This window comes from Candidatus Nomurabacteria bacterium, assembly GCA_020632075.1.
Classification (GTDB): domain Bacteria; phylum Patescibacteriota; class Minisyncoccia; order Phycocordibacterales; family UBA918; genus OLB19.
In genome coordinates this window covers 80,733-98,482 of sequence record JACKGH010000001.1, presented here as the reverse complement: position 1 = coordinate 98,482, position 17,750 = coordinate 80,733, and the positions used below count along the sequence as shown (strand labels likewise).

Annotated in this window: 20 protein-coding genes; 2 read left to right on the top strand and 18 right to left on the bottom strand. The window is 46.5% G+C overall.

Going from position 1 to position 17,750, the window contains the following annotated elements; genetic code table 11:
• Positions 1-16: 16 nt before the first annotated feature.
• Positions 17-1,318 (bottom strand): pyridoxal phosphate-dependent aminotransferase, encoded by a 1,302-nt coding sequence (locus H6786_00535; GenBank protein MCB9815856.1) that lies wholly within the window; start codon positions 1,316-1,318, stop codon positions 17-19.
• 66 nt (positions 1,319-1,384) lie between these two features.
• Between H6786_00535 and H6786_00530 the strand changes: the two genes are divergently transcribed.
• Positions 1,385-2,497, top strand: coding sequence for a hypothetical protein (locus tag H6786_00530; protein MCB9815855.1), 1,113 nt, complete (start codon positions 1,385-1,387; stop codon positions 2,495-2,497).
• A gap of 5 nt (positions 2,498-2,502) precedes the next feature.
• On the opposite strand, the gene rsgA is transcribed toward H6786_00530, so the two are convergent.
• The 3 genes from rsgA to H6786_00515 are packed head-to-tail and all read right to left on the bottom strand — an operon-like array spanning position 2,503 to position 6,186.
• The gene (gene rsgA, locus H6786_00525) at positions 2,503-3,504 is read right to left on the bottom strand and encodes a ribosome small subunit-dependent GTPase A (protein ID MCB9815854.1); all 1,002 of its coding nucleotides are present in this window, start codon (positions 3,502-3,504) and stop codon (positions 2,503-2,505) included.
• Positions 3,505-3,507: 3 nt separating this feature from the next.
• Positions 3,508-5,193 (bottom strand): arginine--tRNA ligase, encoded by a 1,686-nt coding sequence (gene argS, locus H6786_00520; protein ID MCB9815853.1) that lies wholly within the window; start codon positions 5,191-5,193, stop codon positions 3,508-3,510.
• Positions 5,194-5,244: 51 nt separating this feature from the next.
• On the bottom strand, positions 5,245-6,186 hold the full coding sequence (locus H6786_00515) for a hypothetical protein (GenBank protein ID MCB9815852.1): 942 nt from the start codon (positions 6,184-6,186) through the stop codon (positions 5,245-5,247).
• A 100-nt stretch (positions 6,187-6,286) separates the two neighbouring features.
• On the opposite strand from H6786_00515, the gene H6786_00510 reads away from it, so the two are divergent.
• Positions 6,287-6,811: a hypothetical protein gene (locus tag H6786_00510; GenBank protein ID MCB9815851.1), complete on the top strand. Its 525-nt coding sequence runs from the start codon at positions 6,287-6,289 to the stop codon at positions 6,809-6,811.
• A 54-nt stretch (positions 6,812-6,865) separates the two neighbouring features.
• On the opposite strand, the gene pyrB is transcribed toward H6786_00510, so the two are convergent.
• The 14 genes from pyrB to H6786_00440 all read right to left on the bottom strand — a co-directional run bounded on the left by pyrB (position 6,866) and on the right by H6786_00440 (position 17,744).
• Entirely contained in the window at positions 6,866-7,771 is a 906-nt protein-coding gene (gene pyrB, locus H6786_00505) for an aspartate carbamoyltransferase (GenBank protein MCB9815850.1), read from the bottom strand.
• 335 nt (positions 7,772-8,106) lie between these two features.
• Entirely contained in the window at positions 8,107-8,355 is a 249-nt protein-coding gene (locus tag H6786_00500) for a YdeI/OmpD-associated family protein (GenBank protein ID MCB9815849.1), read from the bottom strand.
• Positions 8,356-8,361: 6 nt separating this feature from the next.
• On the bottom strand, positions 8,362-8,649 hold the full coding sequence (locus H6786_00495; GenBank protein MCB9815848.1) for a hypothetical protein: 288 nt from the start codon (positions 8,647-8,649) through the stop codon (positions 8,362-8,364).
• 303 nt (positions 8,650-8,952) lie between these two features.
• Positions 8,953-9,396, bottom strand: a complete 444-nt coding sequence (locus H6786_00490) for a hypothetical protein (GenBank protein MCB9815847.1) — start codon at positions 9,394-9,396, stop codon at positions 8,953-8,955.
• A 119-nt stretch (positions 9,397-9,515) separates the two neighbouring features.
• A complete protein-coding gene (locus tag H6786_00485) occupies positions 9,516-10,781 on the bottom strand; it encodes an NAD(P)/FAD-dependent oxidoreductase (GenBank protein ID MCB9815846.1) in 1,266 nt (421 codons plus the stop codon).
• 86 nt (positions 10,782-10,867) lie between these two features.
• Entirely contained in the window at positions 10,868-11,068 is a 201-nt protein-coding gene (locus tag H6786_00480) for a cold shock domain-containing protein (protein MCB9815845.1), read from the bottom strand.
• A gap of 215 nt (positions 11,069-11,283) precedes the next feature.
• The gene (locus H6786_00475; GenBank protein ID MCB9815844.1) at positions 11,284-11,712 is read right to left on the bottom strand and encodes a prepilin-type N-terminal cleavage/methylation domain-containing protein; all 429 of its coding nucleotides are present in this window, start codon (positions 11,710-11,712) and stop codon (positions 11,284-11,286) included.
• 156 nt (positions 11,713-11,868) lie between these two features.
• Positions 11,869-12,159, bottom strand: a complete 291-nt coding sequence (locus tag H6786_00470; protein MCB9815843.1) for a hypothetical protein — start codon at positions 12,157-12,159, stop codon at positions 11,869-11,871.
• Between the two features lie 148 nt (positions 12,160-12,307).
• Positions 12,308-12,922, bottom strand: coding sequence for a hypothetical protein (locus H6786_00465; protein MCB9815842.1), 615 nt, complete (start codon positions 12,920-12,922; stop codon positions 12,308-12,310).
• Between the two features lie 234 nt (positions 12,923-13,156).
• Positions 13,157-14,485 (bottom strand): hypothetical protein, encoded by a 1,329-nt coding sequence (locus H6786_00460; GenBank protein MCB9815841.1) that lies wholly within the window; start codon positions 14,483-14,485, stop codon positions 13,157-13,159.
• A gap of 20 nt (positions 14,486-14,505) precedes the next feature.
• Positions 14,506-15,453 carry a hypothetical protein gene (locus H6786_00455; GenBank protein ID MCB9815840.1) on the bottom strand — a complete coding sequence of 316 codons (948 nt, stop codon included), beginning with the start codon at positions 15,451-15,453 and terminating at the stop codon, positions 14,506-14,508.
• 14 nt (positions 15,454-15,467) lie between these two features.
• Positions 15,468-16,115 carry a hypothetical protein gene (locus H6786_00450; protein MCB9815839.1) on the bottom strand — a complete coding sequence of 216 codons (648 nt, stop codon included), beginning with the start codon at positions 16,113-16,115 and terminating at the stop codon, positions 15,468-15,470.
• Positions 16,112-16,684 (bottom strand): hypothetical protein, encoded by a 573-nt coding sequence (locus tag H6786_00445; protein MCB9815838.1) that lies wholly within the window; start codon positions 16,682-16,684, stop codon positions 16,112-16,114. The genes H6786_00450 and H6786_00445 overlap by 4 nt, the downstream gene beginning before the upstream one ends.
• Positions 16,674-17,744: a hypothetical protein gene (locus tag H6786_00440; protein MCB9815837.1), complete on the bottom strand. Its 1,071-nt coding sequence runs from the start codon at positions 17,742-17,744 to the stop codon at positions 16,674-16,676. The genes H6786_00445 and H6786_00440 overlap by 11 nt, the downstream gene beginning before the upstream one ends.
• Positions 17,745-17,750: the final 6 nt, after the last annotated feature.

Sequence of the window (17,750 nt, the reverse complement as noted above, 5' to 3'; positions counted from 1 at the left end):
TCGCGCCCGGCTGTTGTTAACTCTGCAGATACTGCGCAGTCGCTGCTGCTAGTCGCTCAACCATGTCTTTAAATTTCTTCTCGTCTGGCTCAAGCATGGTCATTCGGAACCCTTCGCGATGACTGTTCATGCCAGAAAGCGGTACAACACAGATACCAGTTGCCCCGAGCAGGTAGTACACGAAGCGCTTATCGTTTGGAACGCTCTTCACCAACCCTTCAACATACGCACGAACCTTATCATCCTCGATCGGTAGAGTTTGATCATTCCGCAACACACCTTCAGCAAAGAGCGGTGAGGCATAGAAAGCTCCCTGTGGTTTTACTACTGACAGTCCCTCAATCTTATTTAAAATTTCTGCCAGCACCTCAGCCTTCTTCGCATACTCAGTTGCCACTTCCTTGAGATGGGCAGGATACTTCTCATGTGAAAAAATAAGCGGCAAGGCTTTCTGTGGCAAGGTGGTCGAGCACACTTCGAGCTGCTTCGCATGTACGATCGAATTCGCAAACGTAGCAAAGTTCTCGTCCTTTGACTGATTGTAAAACTCTACCCAGCCACAGCGACTCCCCGGCCACGGAATCTCCTTTGAAAGTCCCTTAAGCGCCATCCCAGGCACGTCACCAAGCACCTTTGAGAGTGGGCACATTGGCGTCTCGCCGTACGTGATGCTCGCATAGATCTCATCGCTCATAATAAACAAGTCAAACTCTCGCGCAATATCAACGATCCCTCGTAAAACTTTTTCTGGATAGACTGTCCCCGTTGGATTATCTGGATTGATGATCAAGATACCTGAGATGCTCGGGTTGTACTTCACTTTTCGGTAAAGATCTTCAAGATCTGGTAGCCAGCCATTTTCTGGCAAGAGATCATAGGTTAAGTGTTCACTACGTGCATGTGCTGCCTCAGCCGAGCTGTGTGTGGAGTAAGCCGGATTCGGACCAAGTACACGTGCGCTTTGGTTGAGGTACATGAAGATGGTCTGGATAGCATCACCGAGTCCATTGAAAAAGAGGATGTCATTTGCTGTGATCTCAACTCCACCCTCGGCATTGCGTGCTTTCGCGATGTATTCGCGTGTCGAGAGAACACCCTTGGTCGGCGAATAGCCCCACGAACTATCATCATTGGCTACTAAGTCAGCCACAATATCCTTGATCCACTCCGGCATCTTTCGACCTTTGGCGATCGGATCACCAATATTTTCCCAATAGATCGGCACGCCAAGATCGCGCAGCTTTTCGCCCACCGCTACAATCTCGCGTATTTCATATGTGAGCGAACCAGCTCCCGGATGCACAATATCTCTTCGCATAATTATCGAGCAGTATACGCTAGCTGCACGGGAGTACAAGGTAGCCACACAGTGTACAATGAGAACATGAAGAAACTCGTGATTCTGATACTGATCATCATTGGCTTTGCAGTGGTCGCCAATACCACTAGTGAGCCAACTCAAGTTGTAGTCGTAGCTGACGCGCAGAACCCTTTCACTCGTGAGGAAATGGACACCACACCCGTTTCGTCAGATATGTCGGCTTCTGCCACGATCCTTGATACACTTGCAGATCTTTCCTTCAAACCTACATTTATGTCTGGACAACATGTTGGTCATGCCACAGACGACCTGACAACAAAATTCGAGCATAACATCACAAAGCTGCACAATGAAACAGGCTTGTACCCGAAGATCTTTGACCTTGGATACGGATTTGGTAGCGTGAAGGAGGATTTACACGATATCAATACGATCGCGGTCGACCACTGGAATCGCGATGGTCTTGTAACGATCAACTTCACGCCCAACAATCCTTTCACAAACAACGGACTGTACGATAGTAGCTCCAGTGACTTTGCAGACATTTTTACTCCCGACACAGAACCTTACACACGTTGGAGAGACGACCTACGTAAAGTAGCAGATGGACTGGAAGAGCTGGAGGCAGCAGGTGTTGTTGTGCTCATCAGACCACTACATGAGATGAACGGTGACTGGTTTTGGTGGTCATGGGAGAATGGTCAACCAATAAGCTCCGAGACGTTTCAAAAACTCTGGCAAGGCATCTTTGAATACTTCACAAATGAACGTGGCCTGAACAACCTAATTTGGGTCTATAGTCCCAATAGCACGTATGGGTCGCAGTATAGACCAGTGCTTGAATTGTATCCGGGCGATGATCTGGTAGATATCCTTGCTGTCGACTACTACCGAGACGACCTGAGCGAACTAAATCAAACGGGCGATCTAGACGAGCTCATCTCAAAGCAAAAACCGATCGGACTGGCTGAGATTGGGTCACTTTCTATTTCCGGCTTCAACAACCAAACTATTGCAACTGATATTCAGCAGCACTTCCCGGCTGTTTCATTTGCGGTGCACTGGTCGAGCTATCCGATCTTCTTCGGCTTAACACAAAAAGACCGCTCCATCATCGACAATGACGAAGCGACCGCGTATATGCAAAATGAAGGAGTTGTCACTGTGACTAAGTAAGCTGACTATCTCCCAGCACGACGTTTCAACTGGTCGCGTTTCATCGCTTCGATCTTTTGACTAAGTCTTTTTTCATTTTGACGTCGGTGTCGAGCCGCGGCCGGCGAGCCCTTGCTGTCGTTGAATTCGCGCTCGCGCTGCAGCTTGAGGTAATTCTGCAGCTCCCGCTCCTCCAGCTCGCCGGCCGCGATCGCAGCGAGAACCGCACATCCATCACTCTTCTCATGATCACAGTCACGATACTTACACTGTTGCGCCAGCTCTTCGATATGCGCAAAAACCAATAGTTCATCATCAGCATCTGACTCAAGCACACCAAGCTCGCGCATACCTGGCGTGTCGATCAAATACCCACCGTGTGGCAATGCAAATAATTGTCGTGAAGTGGTGGTATGACGACCATGACTATCATCGGCACGCGTTTCATTCACCTCCTGCACTTCTTCCTGTAGGAGCCAGTTGGTCATGGTCGATTTCCCCGCACCTGATGAACCAAGGAGCACCGCAGTAGTCTCTGAAGCAATATGCGCCAATACCGTATCCATCCCCTTACCAGAAAGTGCTGAAATCACACACACTGGAGTATCACCAGCCACCGCTTCGACTTCTGTTTGGTACGACGTTGTATCATCAACCACATCTGACTTATTCAAAACAACTACTGCCGGCACAGCGCTCTGCTGCGCAAGGAGTAGGTAGCGTTCAAGGCGGCTGATGCTGTAGTCACCATCGAGCCCCATGACGATAAAGATAACATCAACATTCGCGACGATTGTCTGCTCTTCTTCTGCATCAGCCGCCTTTCGCTTGATCACACTCTTTCGTTCTAACACTTCCTCAATCACTGCTTTATCATCAGCAAGCACTTTAAGTGACACATAATCACCCACCACCGGAAACGCACCTGTCACATGAAAATCACCCCGCACCGTGGCGAGCAGCTCACGATCGTCGACTCTGACCGTGAGGTTAGTACGATGCACTTCGGTAACTCGACCAGTCTTCATAGATTACATGCGCTCTGGCGCAGAGATACCAAGCGTCCACAAGCCTTGTTGCAGGGTAAGCGCCACAGCCTTTGCAACTGCAGCCTTATACGGCGCGTACTGATCTGCAGCATCGGCAATCTTTTCTGCAGCATAGAATGAGTTGAAGGCACCAGCGAGTTCTGTGAGATAGCCAGTGACCTGGTGCGGCGCTCGCTCCGCGAGCGCCGCTTCAACGACACTCGGGAACCGCTCTAGCAGCTTTTCGACTGCGTAAGCCTCTGGCGGCGGAAGCGACGCGTCCACCTGGACGCCGGCTTCCGCCGCCTTCTCGAGCACTGAACAAATCCGCGCATGCGTATACTGCAAATACGGCCCAGAATCTCCCTCAAACGAAAGCGCTTTCTCCTTATCAAAAACAGAGTCCTGCAAAATATTTCCCTTCAGTGTGGCGTACTTGATCGCAGCGATCGCTACCTCATTCGCAAGCTGATGACTTGGTGCAGCCATTTTCTCAGCCGCTTTCTCTGCTACTTCAGCCACGAAGTCGATCGCCGGGATCACATCGCCCGTTCGAGACGACATCTTGCCGGTACTAAGGCGCACCGTACCATGCCCGATGTGCTCGGTCTTCGCTGCCAACTCTGGATAGAGCAAACTCATCGCCTTGAGCAACACCTTAAAGTATTGACTCACTTCATTAGCAGTTGAAATCACTGAGTGATCATATTCTCCAAGTCGCTCCTTCTTCAGCTTCGCGAGTGCAAGCTCTTTTGCCTCGTAGGTCGGCAGACCTTCCTTGTTCAAAAACACACGAGTGTGCAGGCCATACTGCTCACCATCAAAGATCCGCGCGCCATCACTCTCTGGGAATACTTCTGGATGCGCGAGCACCAGTTCCTTCCCCTTCGGCCCAGCCTCGCTTTCGAAAAAGTACTCATCAAACTGCGTGCCCACGAGCGCATAGATCGTTTCAAAGTACCCAAGCGATACTTTTCTTCCTGCATCATAGATTTCATTCACCGCAGCATCGGCACGACTGTAAACCAGCTTGTTGATCTCACGAATTTCATCGGCGGCAACTTGGTCTTCCTTGTACGCAGTCGCACCAGTGGCGTATGCCTTGCCTAAGATTTTTGGAGTAAGTTCAGCTACATTAGTCACCCCCAGTTTTCGAAGCCCCCAAATAGCGTGCGCAACATGCAAGCCCACGTCACCCTGGTAGTTGACTCGCTTGGTGTCTGCTCCATTCATCATGAACAGTCGTGCAATACTTTCACCAACCGCATTGGTAAACAAATGTCCAACATGGAATTCTTTAAACGGATTTGGGTCGGTGTATTCCACCAACACCTTCTTCCCCTGCCAAGAAGCATTCTTACCCCAGTTTTCGCCTGCTTCAAGCGCACCTGCAAGTACGCTTGTAAAGTACGACCGATCAAGGGTGAAGTTTATGAAGCCTGACCCAGCCACTTCGACTGCAGTGACTTGCGGGAGGGCAGGCAGCGCCGCGAGCAGTTGCTCCGCAACAGCTCGCGGCGCGCTACCCACCCGCTTACTCAACACCATCGCCACATTGGAAAAAAGGTCCGCCTGCGCGTTTTTATCGGTCGGGTAATCCACCACAAAATCGACCTCTTCCGGCCAATCATTCTTAACGACCGCTCCCACCAGCACGTCGTGCAGCATCTGTTTCGGATCTAGCTCCATATCAAATATACGTTGTATACCATAGCATATCACCCCAAAATGTCAGCAGAGCTACGACACCATGATCGTAAATTGTGCCTTGAACGTGTCGTGTGCCGCAAGTTTCTTAAGACCCATACCATTATTGAAAGCATCAGCTGCACAGGTCATTGGTTCGATCGCGATCGACTTTCTCCCAGGTGGTGTATACAACTGCACATACTCATAGTTATTCCCTTCACCTTCCATCCAGATCGTGAGATACATACCATGCGAATCGTCATATAACTGTATCTCACGCTGGTCGCTTAAAAAGTGAAAACCAGTATCAAACTCTGTCTCTCCGATATATGTTGGTTGTTGAAATTTTTCGTACACTTCAGTCACTCCAGTCGGGATCAGTCGCGCATCAACATCGATCCGTTCGACAGGTGGCAAGGTCAGCTGTACCTCATCGATCGGCACCGTCAGCTGGAAGTATGGGTGCCAGCCAAAGCCGATCGGTATACTCGTCTTCTCCAAATTGGTCACAGCAGTGTCGACAGACAGCCACACGCCACCGAAGCGATACGTCACCGTCGTCTTAAATGCGAACGGATACCCTTTCGCACCTTCTGAGACATGTTCAAGCACGATCTCGTAAAAATCTTCAACCACGTCTGCAGACACTACCGTGAACACCTGATCGGAAATGAAACCATGAATCGCATTGTGTTCTTTCTTCTTATTTATCTCAAGCTGATATGATTCGTTACGATACGTGAATTTCCCGTCAGCGACACGATTCGGAAAGGGTGCTAACAGTGAACTCTTGGCAGATGCTTGCTTCCCGAGTTCGAGTGGAGTCTTGTAGCCATCGACCGCCGGTACGGTTTCTCCATGTAAATTCACCAGGAACCGATTGAGTCGAGCACCCATCTCGGGAACAATCCCGATCTCATTGCCGCTTTCCTCATGAAGGACCAGGAGTTTGGTATATGAGCCAAACTGCTCTTCCGAATATGCATATGACATACACAGTGGCTTAGCTGCTATATCAATAGTATAGCAGAAGTCGAGTGATGTTTTACAAAGTTTGATATCTATGTCATATTTTGGATAAATTTCTTGTCCTTTGGAGCAACCAGTGAAGCAGATCATTCAACTATTGCTTGTGTCATTATCAGTCATTTTTCTTGCAGGCTGTGGCAGCTTTATCCCTAATGCGATCTCTGAAAGTTCAGAACCTCATTGGGAAAACTTTGAGAATGAACCAGATCGTTCGATCTGGCGCCACAAGGAATCACAACGAACAAGGTACAAGCGCGCGATATTAATATGGCTATCGAAGGATGAGCCGTACGCTGAGGTAGCGATCGACATGCGCAAAAGACCATTCGAAGACACTCATGGCACCAGAAATCTAGTTGCCTACTACTGCTTTCCCGACGGGTCACTGGTAGTCGAAAACTACTACGGTGATGAGTTGAAACTGATAGAAGACAGCAAAGACTACGTACACCACCTGGAGTCTGGCACTACCCTGTTCTATCTGGTAGACGATTTCACCGAGGAGAACTGGGGCCAATTCAGCCCAGAGGAGAAACGGTCAGCTGCACTACTACAGAACATTCGCGAGTGGATACGTAACCCGCGCTAAACAAAATGCCACGCCGAGATCGGCGTGGCTTTTTAATACCTTTAACAATACTTCTCACACTTTCCCACACACCAGCAGTAACAACGCCATCCGCACCAACAACCCATACCCTGCCTGACGAAAATACGCAGCACGAGGATATTCATCAAGCGCAGCATCGATCTCGTCAACTCGTGGCAGTGGATGCATGATCACCGCACCCTCTTTCATACCACTCGTATTCTCCACCGTCAGTACATACACGCCTTTGTATTTTTGATACTCTGCCGTATCACTAAAGCGCTCGCTCTGGATCCGCGTCTGATACACCACATCAGCATCATCTATCACTGCCACAAAGTCATCATGCTCCTCGTACGACACCCCATGCTTATCAAGATACTCCTTGATATCATCACCAATCTTAAGCGCCGGTGGCGACACAAAATCAATGTGTACATCCTCATACTTACCCAGCAAGTATGACAGTGAACGCACCGTGCGCCCATTCTTCAGGTCACCCATCATCACGACACGAATATCATCAATCTTGCCGCGCTCACGTTGGATCGTGTAGAGATCAAGCAACGCCTGCGTTGGATGCTGGCCCGCTCCATCACCAGCATTGATGACCGATGCCATTGAGACTGCCGCTGCCTGCTTGGCAGCACCCGCTTCAAAATGACGAAGTGCGATCACGTCCGCATATGAACTCACTACACGGATCGTGTCTTCAAGCGTCTCACCCTTGGTGGCAGAAGAAAATTCTTTAGCATTCTCAGTACTGATCACACCACCTCCGAGCTTGAGCATGGCTGACTCAAAAGAAAGCCGAGTTCGGGTACTCGGTTCATAAAATAAAGTTGCTAATATTTTCCCTTTAAGAGCGTCTGATGGTTCATGCTCCAGCCGAGTTGCTGTCTCAAATAGCTGTGCGATGTCTGCAGTACTAAACTGCTGCGCTTCAAAAATATGTTCCATTAGAATCTAAGTATACAACACGCGAACAAAAAACGCCTCCGAAGAGGCAGGTTTGGTCAAGTAAGTTCATTTTTTTGTTAAGTGTTCCAACATGCCTGGAACATCCTTCAAGCGATCTGCTAGTGCAACGAGATCTTCATAGAATTCACTTACCTCTTCATCGTTCAAACTTGCCAATGAGGCAATAATCCTCTCCGCATGTTCTGAATCCCCGTACAGCGAACGGATAAAATCTATCACTGTTTCTCGCTCACGGTGAGACATGGCGCACCTCCTTGATTTGTTAGTTACCTAAAAGTGAGAGTACGATTATTTAAACAGATTGTCAATAATAGCTACCGGTGTGGGCACCCAGGCCAGCAGCAGGGCCGTCGCTTCCCTTTCAACATATCTTCTTTCACTCGCCTGATATGATCAGCTCTTGTCTCAGCCTTTTTCACTGAAGTTGTCCAGCAGATCCACTCATTGCGCGCCAGTGGCGTGAGGTCATTCCAGGCTGCAGCGATCTTCTCCGAGGATAGCAACGCTTCTCGCATGTCAGCCGGGACTTTGTGGACGACGCCACTTGATAATCGTTGTGTCATAGAAATTTATCGCAGCTTCTTATACAAACTTCCAGTGAGCGTAAGCGTCCCTAAACCAATAATCAAAACCATGATCGGATGCTCAGCAAAATAATCGACCTGATCGATCGCTTTCTCAAAGCCATACAAGGTCGCTACCAGACCAAACGTAGACAGCAGCACGAACAACACTGGGAACCGCGCAAATACTGAGTCACGGAGACGCTTCGACTTGCCAGTAAGCGATCCACCCATAGCTTCGAGCTTTTTGATCTCAACCTCCACCCGCTGTGCCTGTTCACTTATCTTGTTCATTAAATGAAAGTATAACAGACACAAAAAAGACGGTCATCAGTTGCCGTCTTTCATGAACTTACCTTACTCCTCCACTGGCTTGAAATCATTATGCAGTCCATCGGTGCACGTACACTCTACGAGCTCATGCTGGTGATTTGCACAATCTGGCGCTTGGCACACTCCCGGATGAGCTGATACCCCTCGGCACCCCCCAAGACAAATGTAATGTTTTTCTGTGTTTTCCATATAGGTTTAGTATAGCGTACCTAAACATTGAAAAAGCCCCGTCACCGAGGCTTTTTCGGTGCGGAGCGTTTGAACTTACGCCAGACCCTTTTCGATATGCATGAAAAGCAGTTGACCCCCCAGAGTAACCACGAGCATGAGCAGTATTTCTCCACCGGAGAATTCCTCATGTCCGCCGAGCAGTCTGGTGCGTTTATCAGCGAAGTAGTAGTAGAGAGATAGCGCCAGCAGGTAGACCTGCGCGATCGTCACGGCAACATTGGCTGCCGTGTACCCCATCACAACGACGTGTGAGAACCACTTTGCCTTCATCAGGAAGGCCAACCGCATGGCGGCTGCACCGCGGATCGCCTGATATCCATGGCCCCAGATCATAAACCCGAGAACCGATGACAACCAAGCCATCGCACCGTGCTTTTTGCCTTTCTTGGCTCTGATGAAACTACGATATGCAGGACGGATAGCCGCCCTGCCAGCAAACGGCAAACGAGACACTAGCTGAGTGAATGCTCGCAACATGACGACCTCCCCAGATCTATGTGAGTTACTTACAGTTTTAGCTTTTTACAAAATAACATATTTTTGTTACTTTGTCAATTTCAAGCGTCTCTGTAATTTTTCACTGGCACCACACTCTTCTACTCAATGCCTGCAGCATGGAGCCCAGCTACGTACCCAGTGCTCCAACAGAGCTGCAAGCTGTACCCGCCCGACGGGCGGTTGATATTGAGCATATCACCCACAATGTAGAGCCGTGAAACGAGCTTTGATGACATGGTTTTAAAATCCACTTCAGTCAGCGCCACACCGCCGGAAGATACGATTGCCTTCTCTACCCCAAGCAAACCCTCGACTGGTAGTGGAACCGCCTGGAGGTACTGCAGCAGCTGTGTCCGATCTTCTTTCCGTACGCTATGACACGGTGTCTCACCGTCGATCGATAGCTCGGCTAGTATTCCCTTTACGAGCTGTAGTGGCAAAAGCTCACTGAGTGCGTTCTGGAGTTTTTTATTCGACTGCAAGACCTCGTGTAGGTACGTTTTAAATTCGCCAGCGTCGTACTGCGGAAACAGATCAAAACGGATTTCTACTGGATCGTGCGCTAGATGATCTGCGATCAATTTACTCATATTCAAGATCAACGGGCCAGTTACTCCAAAGTGCGTAAAGAGTACACGACCAGTCTTCACCAACTGCTTCTTGCCACCAGTCCATACACTGACCTTTACTTCTGGAAGCGTAATGCCGCTTAGTTCTTTCACCCAGGCAGATTGCAGCTTCACTGGTACGAGTGCGTCGCTGACCGACTCGATAGCATGACCAAGTTTCTCAAGCCACCGAAAGCCATCGCCAGTCGAGCCAGTGTCTGGCCGGGCGTAGCCGCCGGTTGCAACCACGCAAGCCTTGGTGGTGAAAGCTTCGGTGACAGTATGAATGGTGAACAGTTTCTGTTCCTGAGAGTACGACACATCAGTCACTGGCTGCCTGGACCGCACCTCGACTTTTTGCCGCTTGAGTTCTGCTACGAGTGCATCGAGGACAGTCTCCGCAGAGTCTGTCACCGGGAAGAGTCGTCCTTCGTTTTCTTCTTTTACCGCCACGCCACGCTCAAGGAACCATTCGAGTGACTCCGCCACACCATGCTGCGTAAAGGTCGAAAAGAGAAACTTTCCTTCGTCTTTGTACGATGCAAGCATATCGCGGACATTTGGCTTGTTGTTGGTGATATTACAGCGCCCGCCCCCGGTGATCGAGAGCTTTTTGCCGAGGACGTCGTTTTTCTCTAGGAGCAAGACTGTTGCTCCTTTGGCCGCCGCTATCGCGGCGGCCATCATCCCCGCTGACCCACCACCGATCACGATCACGTCCCACACTACACTGGTCTGCTCTCCGTCATTTTTCATGCTGGTAGCATACGCTGAGGGAGAGGATGTGGCAATAAAAAACAAAAAGCACCCGGTTGGGTGCTTTTTGTATAGTGCTAGTTAACTTAGTCAACCAAGCTTACGTTCACAGCGTTAGGACCCTTTGATCCTTCGCCTACTTCGAACTGGACTTTATCTCCTTCGCGAAGACTGTCAAACTCAACTCCTACGAGTCCGCTTACGTGGAAAAAGAGATCTTTCTCCTGTCCTTCTCGCTTGATAAAGCCGAAGCCATTTCGTAGGCTTGCAATAGTTCCTGTTTCCATTTGTTTTGAACAAAAAGTGAATAAATCTCAAACCTATGAGACTGTGATAAACACTTCTGCTTACAACAATTTCGATTTGATGTAAATACTATACACTTTTTTGAATTTTTGTCAATATTGAATACGCTGGCCGCTTGGGACGAAGTTAGAACCTTTTGTAAATAAGAAATCCCGCACACATTGCGCGGGATTTATAGGTACACAAACGGACAGAATCAACCTTCGTTCATCATAACCGCTGGACAGTCCCAGACCTTGAGCAGTCGGCCATTGTGGAACGTGCCGCCCTTGGAAATATTCCATGGTGCGTATGGATACACCTTCACGGTTGCACATTTACCACGTGCCTTGTCGCCCCGATAGACTGCCCACTGACGATCATCTGTCGAGAAAGTCAGATACGACTGGTCTTCCAGCTTCATCGAAACTGCAGCAGAAAAAACAGCGCTTCCCGTTGCCGCAATCAGGCCACCTTCAGGAATAGCCGACTCGACACTCTGTAGTTGACCACTTTTCTCCTCTGAGAAAGCCCAGCCGTAGAGGCCGGCACCTCCGACACCAGCCAGAATTGCGACCAGTATGCCGAGAATAGCCACGACGATCATCAGTTCGATCAGTGTAAAGCCTTTGTGTTTGTTGAACATTTCATACCTCTTGCGGTTGTTGAGAAAAACCCAAAACAAAATAGCACATTAAATGCTATTTGTCAATCTCGCTGGCAGTTTGGGACGATGTTCGAACTTTTTTTGAGTATTTAAAATAGAAATCGCCCTCCGTAGAGCAATTTCTACGTAGGGCGTTTACACGGGAATCCCGTGCTCGACTGCCATCGATTTCATGTGACTGATCATGTGCTGAAGAGCCTGTCTGTACTCACCCCTTTCACGCATCGCACTGCAGGCAGCAATCACGCCGAGAGTATGGATATTCCAGGGCACCTTATGCTCTTCTAGCAAAGCTACAAGCCTGTCACTCTCAGGAATCAAGTCAAAACAGTGTTCCATGTGTGCAGGAGTAGACCTCACACTATCAGATTGCTCCTGTGTAATAAGACCAGCTTTCGTCAGCGCTTCACTCATTGCGGTGGGCATGATTTTCTCCAGAGTTGCAAACTAGTATGTAAAGTAGCACATTAAGTACTATTTGTCAATCTCGCTGGCCGTATGGGACGAAGTTGGAACTTTCTTTGTGATTTAGACAAAAGAAAACCGCCTCCACCGGTTTTCTTGGTGAGGCGGCTTATGCCCACTCGACGATAGGTACGCCACGACGCACGCGGCCGATAATCATCGGCAGTGAAATCGTGAGTCCTCCAGCAAGCATGTAGACGGTCAGAGCCCAGTTTGCTACTGTATGTGTTTCGATAGCAAAGCCTGAGAGCCCATATCCAATACCGAATACGATCCATGGAAACGGTTTGTCCGACAAAGGATCTTTGAGGACTTGCACCAATGTTGGCCAGACAGCAAAGAGATCTACGAAGATCATCCAGTACAGGGACCACGACGCTGCAGCCGGCTCGTTTCGAACCCAAAACCAAAACGCATATCCCATTGCAGCCAGGATCAAACACCACTTTTCATGTGCTTGTAGGCTGTATGTTCTGTTTTTAGACCGGAAAAAGATGACGGCGGCTATAACCGTAGGATTGATCGCGCCAATAAGTGCACTCCAGTAAACAGCTCCAGCTTCTGATGAGTCTGCAGTCAGAAACAGAGCAACACCTACAAAGGCCCAGACACCCCAACTTACAGGATTGGGGTCGACATGCCCCTGCCAAGCACGGATCGCGTAGTACGCTCCACTGATGGCGACCACCAGCGCTGACACGTATGTCCAACTTTCTGCACTCACAATTACCTCCTTGGAAATTGCTTTGTGGATTTACATTAGAAAAATCTACTATTAAAATAATAGCATTAAATATTTAAAAGTCAAGGCTGCCCACTACGGTTCTGAACCTCTGAGGTCAAGCAACCTAAGGACATATTACACCTCCTTCTACTCTTTAGCAGAGGCACTTCGGTCATGCTGCTGTTTTTGCAAGTGAGACAAATGAGACATAAATCACCCATCTCGGTCACTGTCTCATTTACGCTTCTTGCGCTTCTCTCTAGCAGCTTTTACTTTCTCACGATGCAGTCTGCGTTTCTCCGCTTTCTCCTGACGTTCTTTCTCTCGTTGTTCTACCTCTTCTGGAGACAGTACTCGTAAATAATCCATGATCTTGTATCCTTTCAATATTTCGTGCGGATCACCAAAGCAGTACCAAGGCAGTATTCGCACCTCCTCTTTGCCATTCTCTACAACTCGACCCCGCTTTGATTCAAGTAACTTCTTAGGAGGCAGGAAATCCTTGTTATCTTTGACAAGGAATACTTGCGTATGCACACCTTCACCGTAACGACTCACCGTTCGAGCTTTTACCAGACCTTCTCTAACCCATTTATTGAGCGTCTGACCCTTCACATTAAAATAGTGTTCAAAGTCATACTTTCGATACCAGCTATCCTCATTCTTGGCGAGTGAGGCTGGTATTTCTTTATGATCAATGGACCACTGACACACTAGACATTTGATACCCCATTTATCGTACCAGTTGTCTCCTGCAGGGGTACTATTGCGACAAATCGAACAAGTATAGCCAGCACCCTCAAGGTGAAATCCTTTTGGGTTCTCCTCTAGTTTCTTGGCACGAGCTTTTTCTTTCTCTTCCCACTCCTTAGCAAAGTCACCCATGCGCTCCATTTGCCATTTCATGTCTTCTATATTTCTCCCTTCTTCATCTGAAACACAGAATCGATCACGATCCGTCGCGAAGTGTTCATCGTATTCATCTTCTGGCTTATTCCAGACGTACTCATCAACTTCAACATGATGACAAGTTGGACAAGTGTACGTTGTGACCATTTTCTCTTTGTCATCAGAGACCGTGTGATTGGTTGGATTGCCACAACGAGCACAGAGGTGTGGGGTACTGCGCCATTCCTTACCATCATCAAAAAATGCCCGCCGTGGAAGACACTGGTTCGGGCAGTCATACATAAAGAGGACACGATCTGGCTTATCTTCATCACCGTGCCAAAGCTGTCGGTGATTAGGTTCCATACGATTACGACACGTGAGGCAGCGGATATCTTCTGGCGCTTTGGCTGATTCTAATAGCTCGTCTCGTCTTCTATCTCTCTCCATCCAATCATTAATGGTCTTTTCTTTATTGGACCAGCGAGACCCTTTCTCAAAGGTAAGGATGAGGTTGTGTGCCCAGTCGTTGATTGCTTCAGCTTCTTTCTTACTGACTTTCTTCGGGCGATCTGCATCAGGCATGCTATTCGTACTTTCAATACGACGACAGCGTTCGACTGTATGTTTATCGTAGAGGTCAGTGTAGTAGTGTTTTGGTTTGAGATACTCCATTAGTCCTCATTGTATGCTCATCAGTCTAGAATGCCAGCATCTCCATATTTTGCATTTACCTCTAGACTAACTATGTCCAATAATAGTTCGTGAAGTTTGTGCATTTTTCCACGTTTATCTGCATCTTTGACATTGATCGGTCTGCCTCCGTGAGTCACAAGTGCAGAACTTCTCAACTTATTCCATTGTGGGACATATTCAGCACACGACTTTATTCTTTCTTTATCAAAACTGTTTAAATACGAAACAATCTTTTCGTTTGTAGCGGTTTTACTATTTAAGCTTTCTGTCGATAACTTCTTTTCTAGTGCAGGTATATTGATATCAGTATAATCTAACTGGAGTGTTTCAAGTATTGTATTAGAAAACTGTGATAGCTTATCTAGATCATTTTCGGCTGTGAACAACTTACTGTCGGCATCGTGCCTCTTGGAAAGCTTTTGTAATAGACCAAACTCTGTAATAAAGCTTACTTCTGAGTGATTGTATGCGTTTACTACCAACATTGTTGGTACAAGTTGTGAAAAAGCAGTTGCGTCATCGCGCAATAATGAAAGTAAAAATCTGATAGTGTTACTTGGTGAACGTAAAAGGTCTTCAAAAAGTCTTCGCGATATTGGATTGCAGCTATCAATGTTCCAGTGGTGACTTGTTGGATAGTATGGAAATTCTTTGAAGTAGTATTGAAGTTCAAAATTCTGACCAACTACATAAGCAATCGCGAGGGAAATCTTATAAAGAAAATCGAGGTCAGCTTCAGGTGTCGAAACAACACATACAAAATACTTATCTTTCTCTAGTACAGTTTTCACTTCCGCCCTCTCTAAGGTCTCAGTCGTTTCGATTAGCTGACCTTTGTTAAAGGATACTACCTTGTTTGAAAACTCGAAGTTTACTATTAACTTCTTATTGTCTTCTGTAATAAAGGCACCTCTAATTTTATGTTTGTCATATAAGTTTTTATACATACAAAATCCATAGATTACTCAATCACGATACCGCAGAATCTAGCTACCTCTTCCAGATTTTCATACCTATAAAAATCACCTATTACAGTACCAATTTTATATTCGATTGAATTGCGATTCCAAATATACTCGAACCTATTGCATCTGAAATCATCTCCTGGTTCAGCACAACGCTTTTTAGGTAAGGGCATAAAATATCTTGCACCATCACAATATACAAATTTATACTCTGCAATTGTGTTCTCTCCATGCTTTAAATACACGTTGTACTCAGAAACATGAGGGTCTGGAAAATTTTGCATCCAAGGTTCAATGTTTGGTTCCCACTCACGTATTGACTCGTCACCAGTTACAATTTTGTAATTGTTATCTCTAGAATAGAAATAGACATCTGAATGATCAATAGTGCGACGTTCCCAAGAAGCTGGATCGTTTAAGAAATCATCTACATTCTGTAAAAAACGATTGTTCGTTTCCTGCTTTCTACTTTTAATCAGAGTTACGACAACATAAATAAGCACCGCAGTGCCATAGACAATGAAGGTTGTCATCTTTGCTTCTGGAAAAGCAACCATTAATACTAAAGTTGCAACTGAAAACAAAAGAAAATCGTCTTTAATCTTGTCTACACATTTGTGTACTATTTTTAATAATTCAGTCATGGTTGATAAACACAAAGGTTAATAAAAATCGGGAACAAAACTTGGAACAACTGACCTAGAATAAGACCCATAAAGGAAGCGTAAAGAACAAGGATTAAAACAGAATCCTTACCTTTGTTTGCTTCCCGAAAGACTTTAAGTGCACCAAGCTTATCAAATTCACGCTTCGATTCTGGATTACCAAACAGCTCGCGGTACAGTCGATTAAAAAACATCACGCCTATAAACAAAACACTTATTCCAATCAAGCTCTGTAGAGAGTCGTCTGCAACCTGTTCGTTAAGAGGTAAGGCGCAGTACGATTGAGCAATGAACAACACTAGTGATAGTCCTGCACCAACAACTAGAAGAGACCTGAAGATAGCCAACGCTGCCATTGACCAAGTAAACAACGTGACCAGCATTAGAGAAATTAGGAAAAGAATGTAGGTAGTCTTGTTTGCATATTCAGGCCACTGAATAAATAAATAAGAAACAACGACCACCGTAGCAACATATAGAAAAAAAAGACCTGCCAGTTTCTTGTCAGTTTTTAATCTTTGTATCAATTTCTTTATTCTAACTTTCATAATCACTTAACTTCGCTACAACTAGACTATCGCTCAATCCCTCATCATGTTCAAAATAGATAAGTGGAATTCCAATCTTTTTGCAAATATTCCTCTTCTTTTTATCTCTTTGTTGCAACTTTTTTAACGCATCTTCACCACCCCAGTGTTTTACTGGCTTGTAGTGCTGAATGCCTTGGTACTCAATACCTATATTCAGCTCCTCAATGTAAATATCTAATTCTAGACCATCTAAAAAGTCAGGACGATAGTGACGGTGGATTGTATGTTCAGGATATAGTTTTTTTACTATGTAGTAGAGAATTGTTTCACTAGTCCATGCTTCACCAACATTCTTATGACCAAATTTCCTTCGCACTTCGTTCTCAACAACATTGTTGATCTTTCTGTAGTGTTTTGAGAGACTTTTATCAATATTTCGAGCTTCTTGGAACAAAGCACTGTATTCTTGTCGATCTACATCTGAAATGTTTGCAAAATCTCTATCGAACTCAAACGTTTTATCTGCAATTTCTCTTCGTCTCTTTCTACCATACTGGAAGGATTCATCATTGACCAACTCAAGAAGATCTTCAGGACACAAACTGTCGATCAACAACTTACTTTTACTCCTATCAAAACCCCACTCGTATGCTTGTTTTCCTATGTACCAACCATAATTTTGCTTGAATGCACCTCCGTACATCTCTACACAATAGCGATACGAAGGAGTTTGCAAATTGCACTCATGACATAACTTGTCAGCAAAGTTAAGATTCGCCAACACCTGATCGTCAGGTATGTTGGATTGCATCAAAGTCTGGACAACAGATTTTGGAAAATCGTGGGAATCCAATAAGTACATACGATCAGGGTATGAGTTCAATGGAATCTCAGATGACTGTCTGATTCTAATGTAGTTTTCTATTGCTTCGTACGCACATGAACAAAAGTGAGGTTTTGCTTTTTTATTCTGCTTAAATGCGAAAAAGGAGCCGTAGAAACCGGGATATAATACTATTGGATATGGTAGATCCTCACAGGCTGTTGTGTTTGGCTTATATGCGACTTCTTTATCCATATAACC

Bases quoted from the DNA above. Each gene is read 5' to 3' on its own strand.
- H6786_00470 (MCB9815843.1), bottom strand. From the start codon at position 12,159: ATGCCCACCGCAATGAGTGAAGCGCTGACGAAAGCTGGTCTTATTACA.
- argS (MCB9815853.1), bottom strand. From the start codon at position 5,193: ATGGAGCTAGATCCGAAACAGATGCTGCACGACGTGCTGGTGGGAGCG.
- H6786_00450 (MCB9815839.1), bottom strand. From the start codon at position 16,115: ATGACTGAATTATTAAAAATAGTACACAAATGTGTAGACAAGATTAAA.
- H6786_00440 (MCB9815837.1), bottom strand. From the start codon at position 17,744: ATGGATAAAGAAGTCGCATATAAGCCAAACACAACAGCCTGTGAGGAT.
- H6786_00530 (MCB9815855.1), top strand. From the start codon at position 1,385: ATGAAGAAACTCGTGATTCTGATACTGATCATCATTGGCTTTGCAGTG.
- H6786_00500 (MCB9815849.1), bottom strand. From the start codon at position 8,355: ATGACACAACGATTATCAAGTGGCGTCGTCCACAAAGTCCCGGCTGAC.
- H6786_00535 (MCB9815856.1), bottom strand. From the start codon at position 1,318: ATGCGAAGAGATATTGTGCATCCGGGAGCTGGTTCGCTCACATATGAA.
- H6786_00515 (MCB9815852.1), bottom strand. From the start codon at position 6,186: ATGTCATATGCATATTCGGAAGAGCAGTTTGGCTCATATACCAAACTC.
- H6786_00495 (MCB9815848.1), bottom strand. From the start codon at position 8,649: ATGAACAAGATAAGTGAACAGGCACAGCGGGTGGAGGTTGAGATCAAA.
- H6786_00485 (MCB9815846.1), bottom strand. From the start codon at position 10,781: ATGAAAAATGACGGAGAGCAGACCAGTGTAGTGTGGGACGTGATCGTG.
- H6786_00455 (MCB9815840.1), bottom strand. From the start codon at position 15,453: ATGTATAAAAACTTATATGACAAACATAAAATTAGAGGTGCCTTTATT.
- rsgA (MCB9815854.1), bottom strand. From the start codon at position 3,504: ATGAAGACTGGTCGAGTTACCGAAGTGCATCGTACTAACCTCACGGTC.
- H6786_00445 (MCB9815838.1), bottom strand. From the start codon at position 16,684: ATGAAAGTTAGAATAAAGAAATTGATACAAAGATTAAAAACTGACAAG.
- pyrB (MCB9815850.1), bottom strand. From the start codon at position 7,771: ATGGAACATATTTTTGAAGCGCAGCAGTTTAGTACTGCAGACATCGCA.
- H6786_00460 (MCB9815841.1), bottom strand. From the start codon at position 14,485: ATGGAGTATCTCAAACCAAAACACTACTACACTGACCTCTACGATAAA.
- H6786_00490 (MCB9815847.1), bottom strand. From the start codon at position 9,396: ATGTTGCGAGCATTCACTCAGCTAGTGTCTCGTTTGCCGTTTGCTGGC.
- H6786_00475 (MCB9815844.1), bottom strand. From the start codon at position 11,712: ATGTTCAACAAACACAAAGGCTTTACACTGATCGAACTGATGATCGTC.
- H6786_00480 (MCB9815845.1), bottom strand. From the start codon at position 11,068: ATGGAAACAGGAACTATTGCAAGCCTACGAAATGGCTTCGGCTTTATC.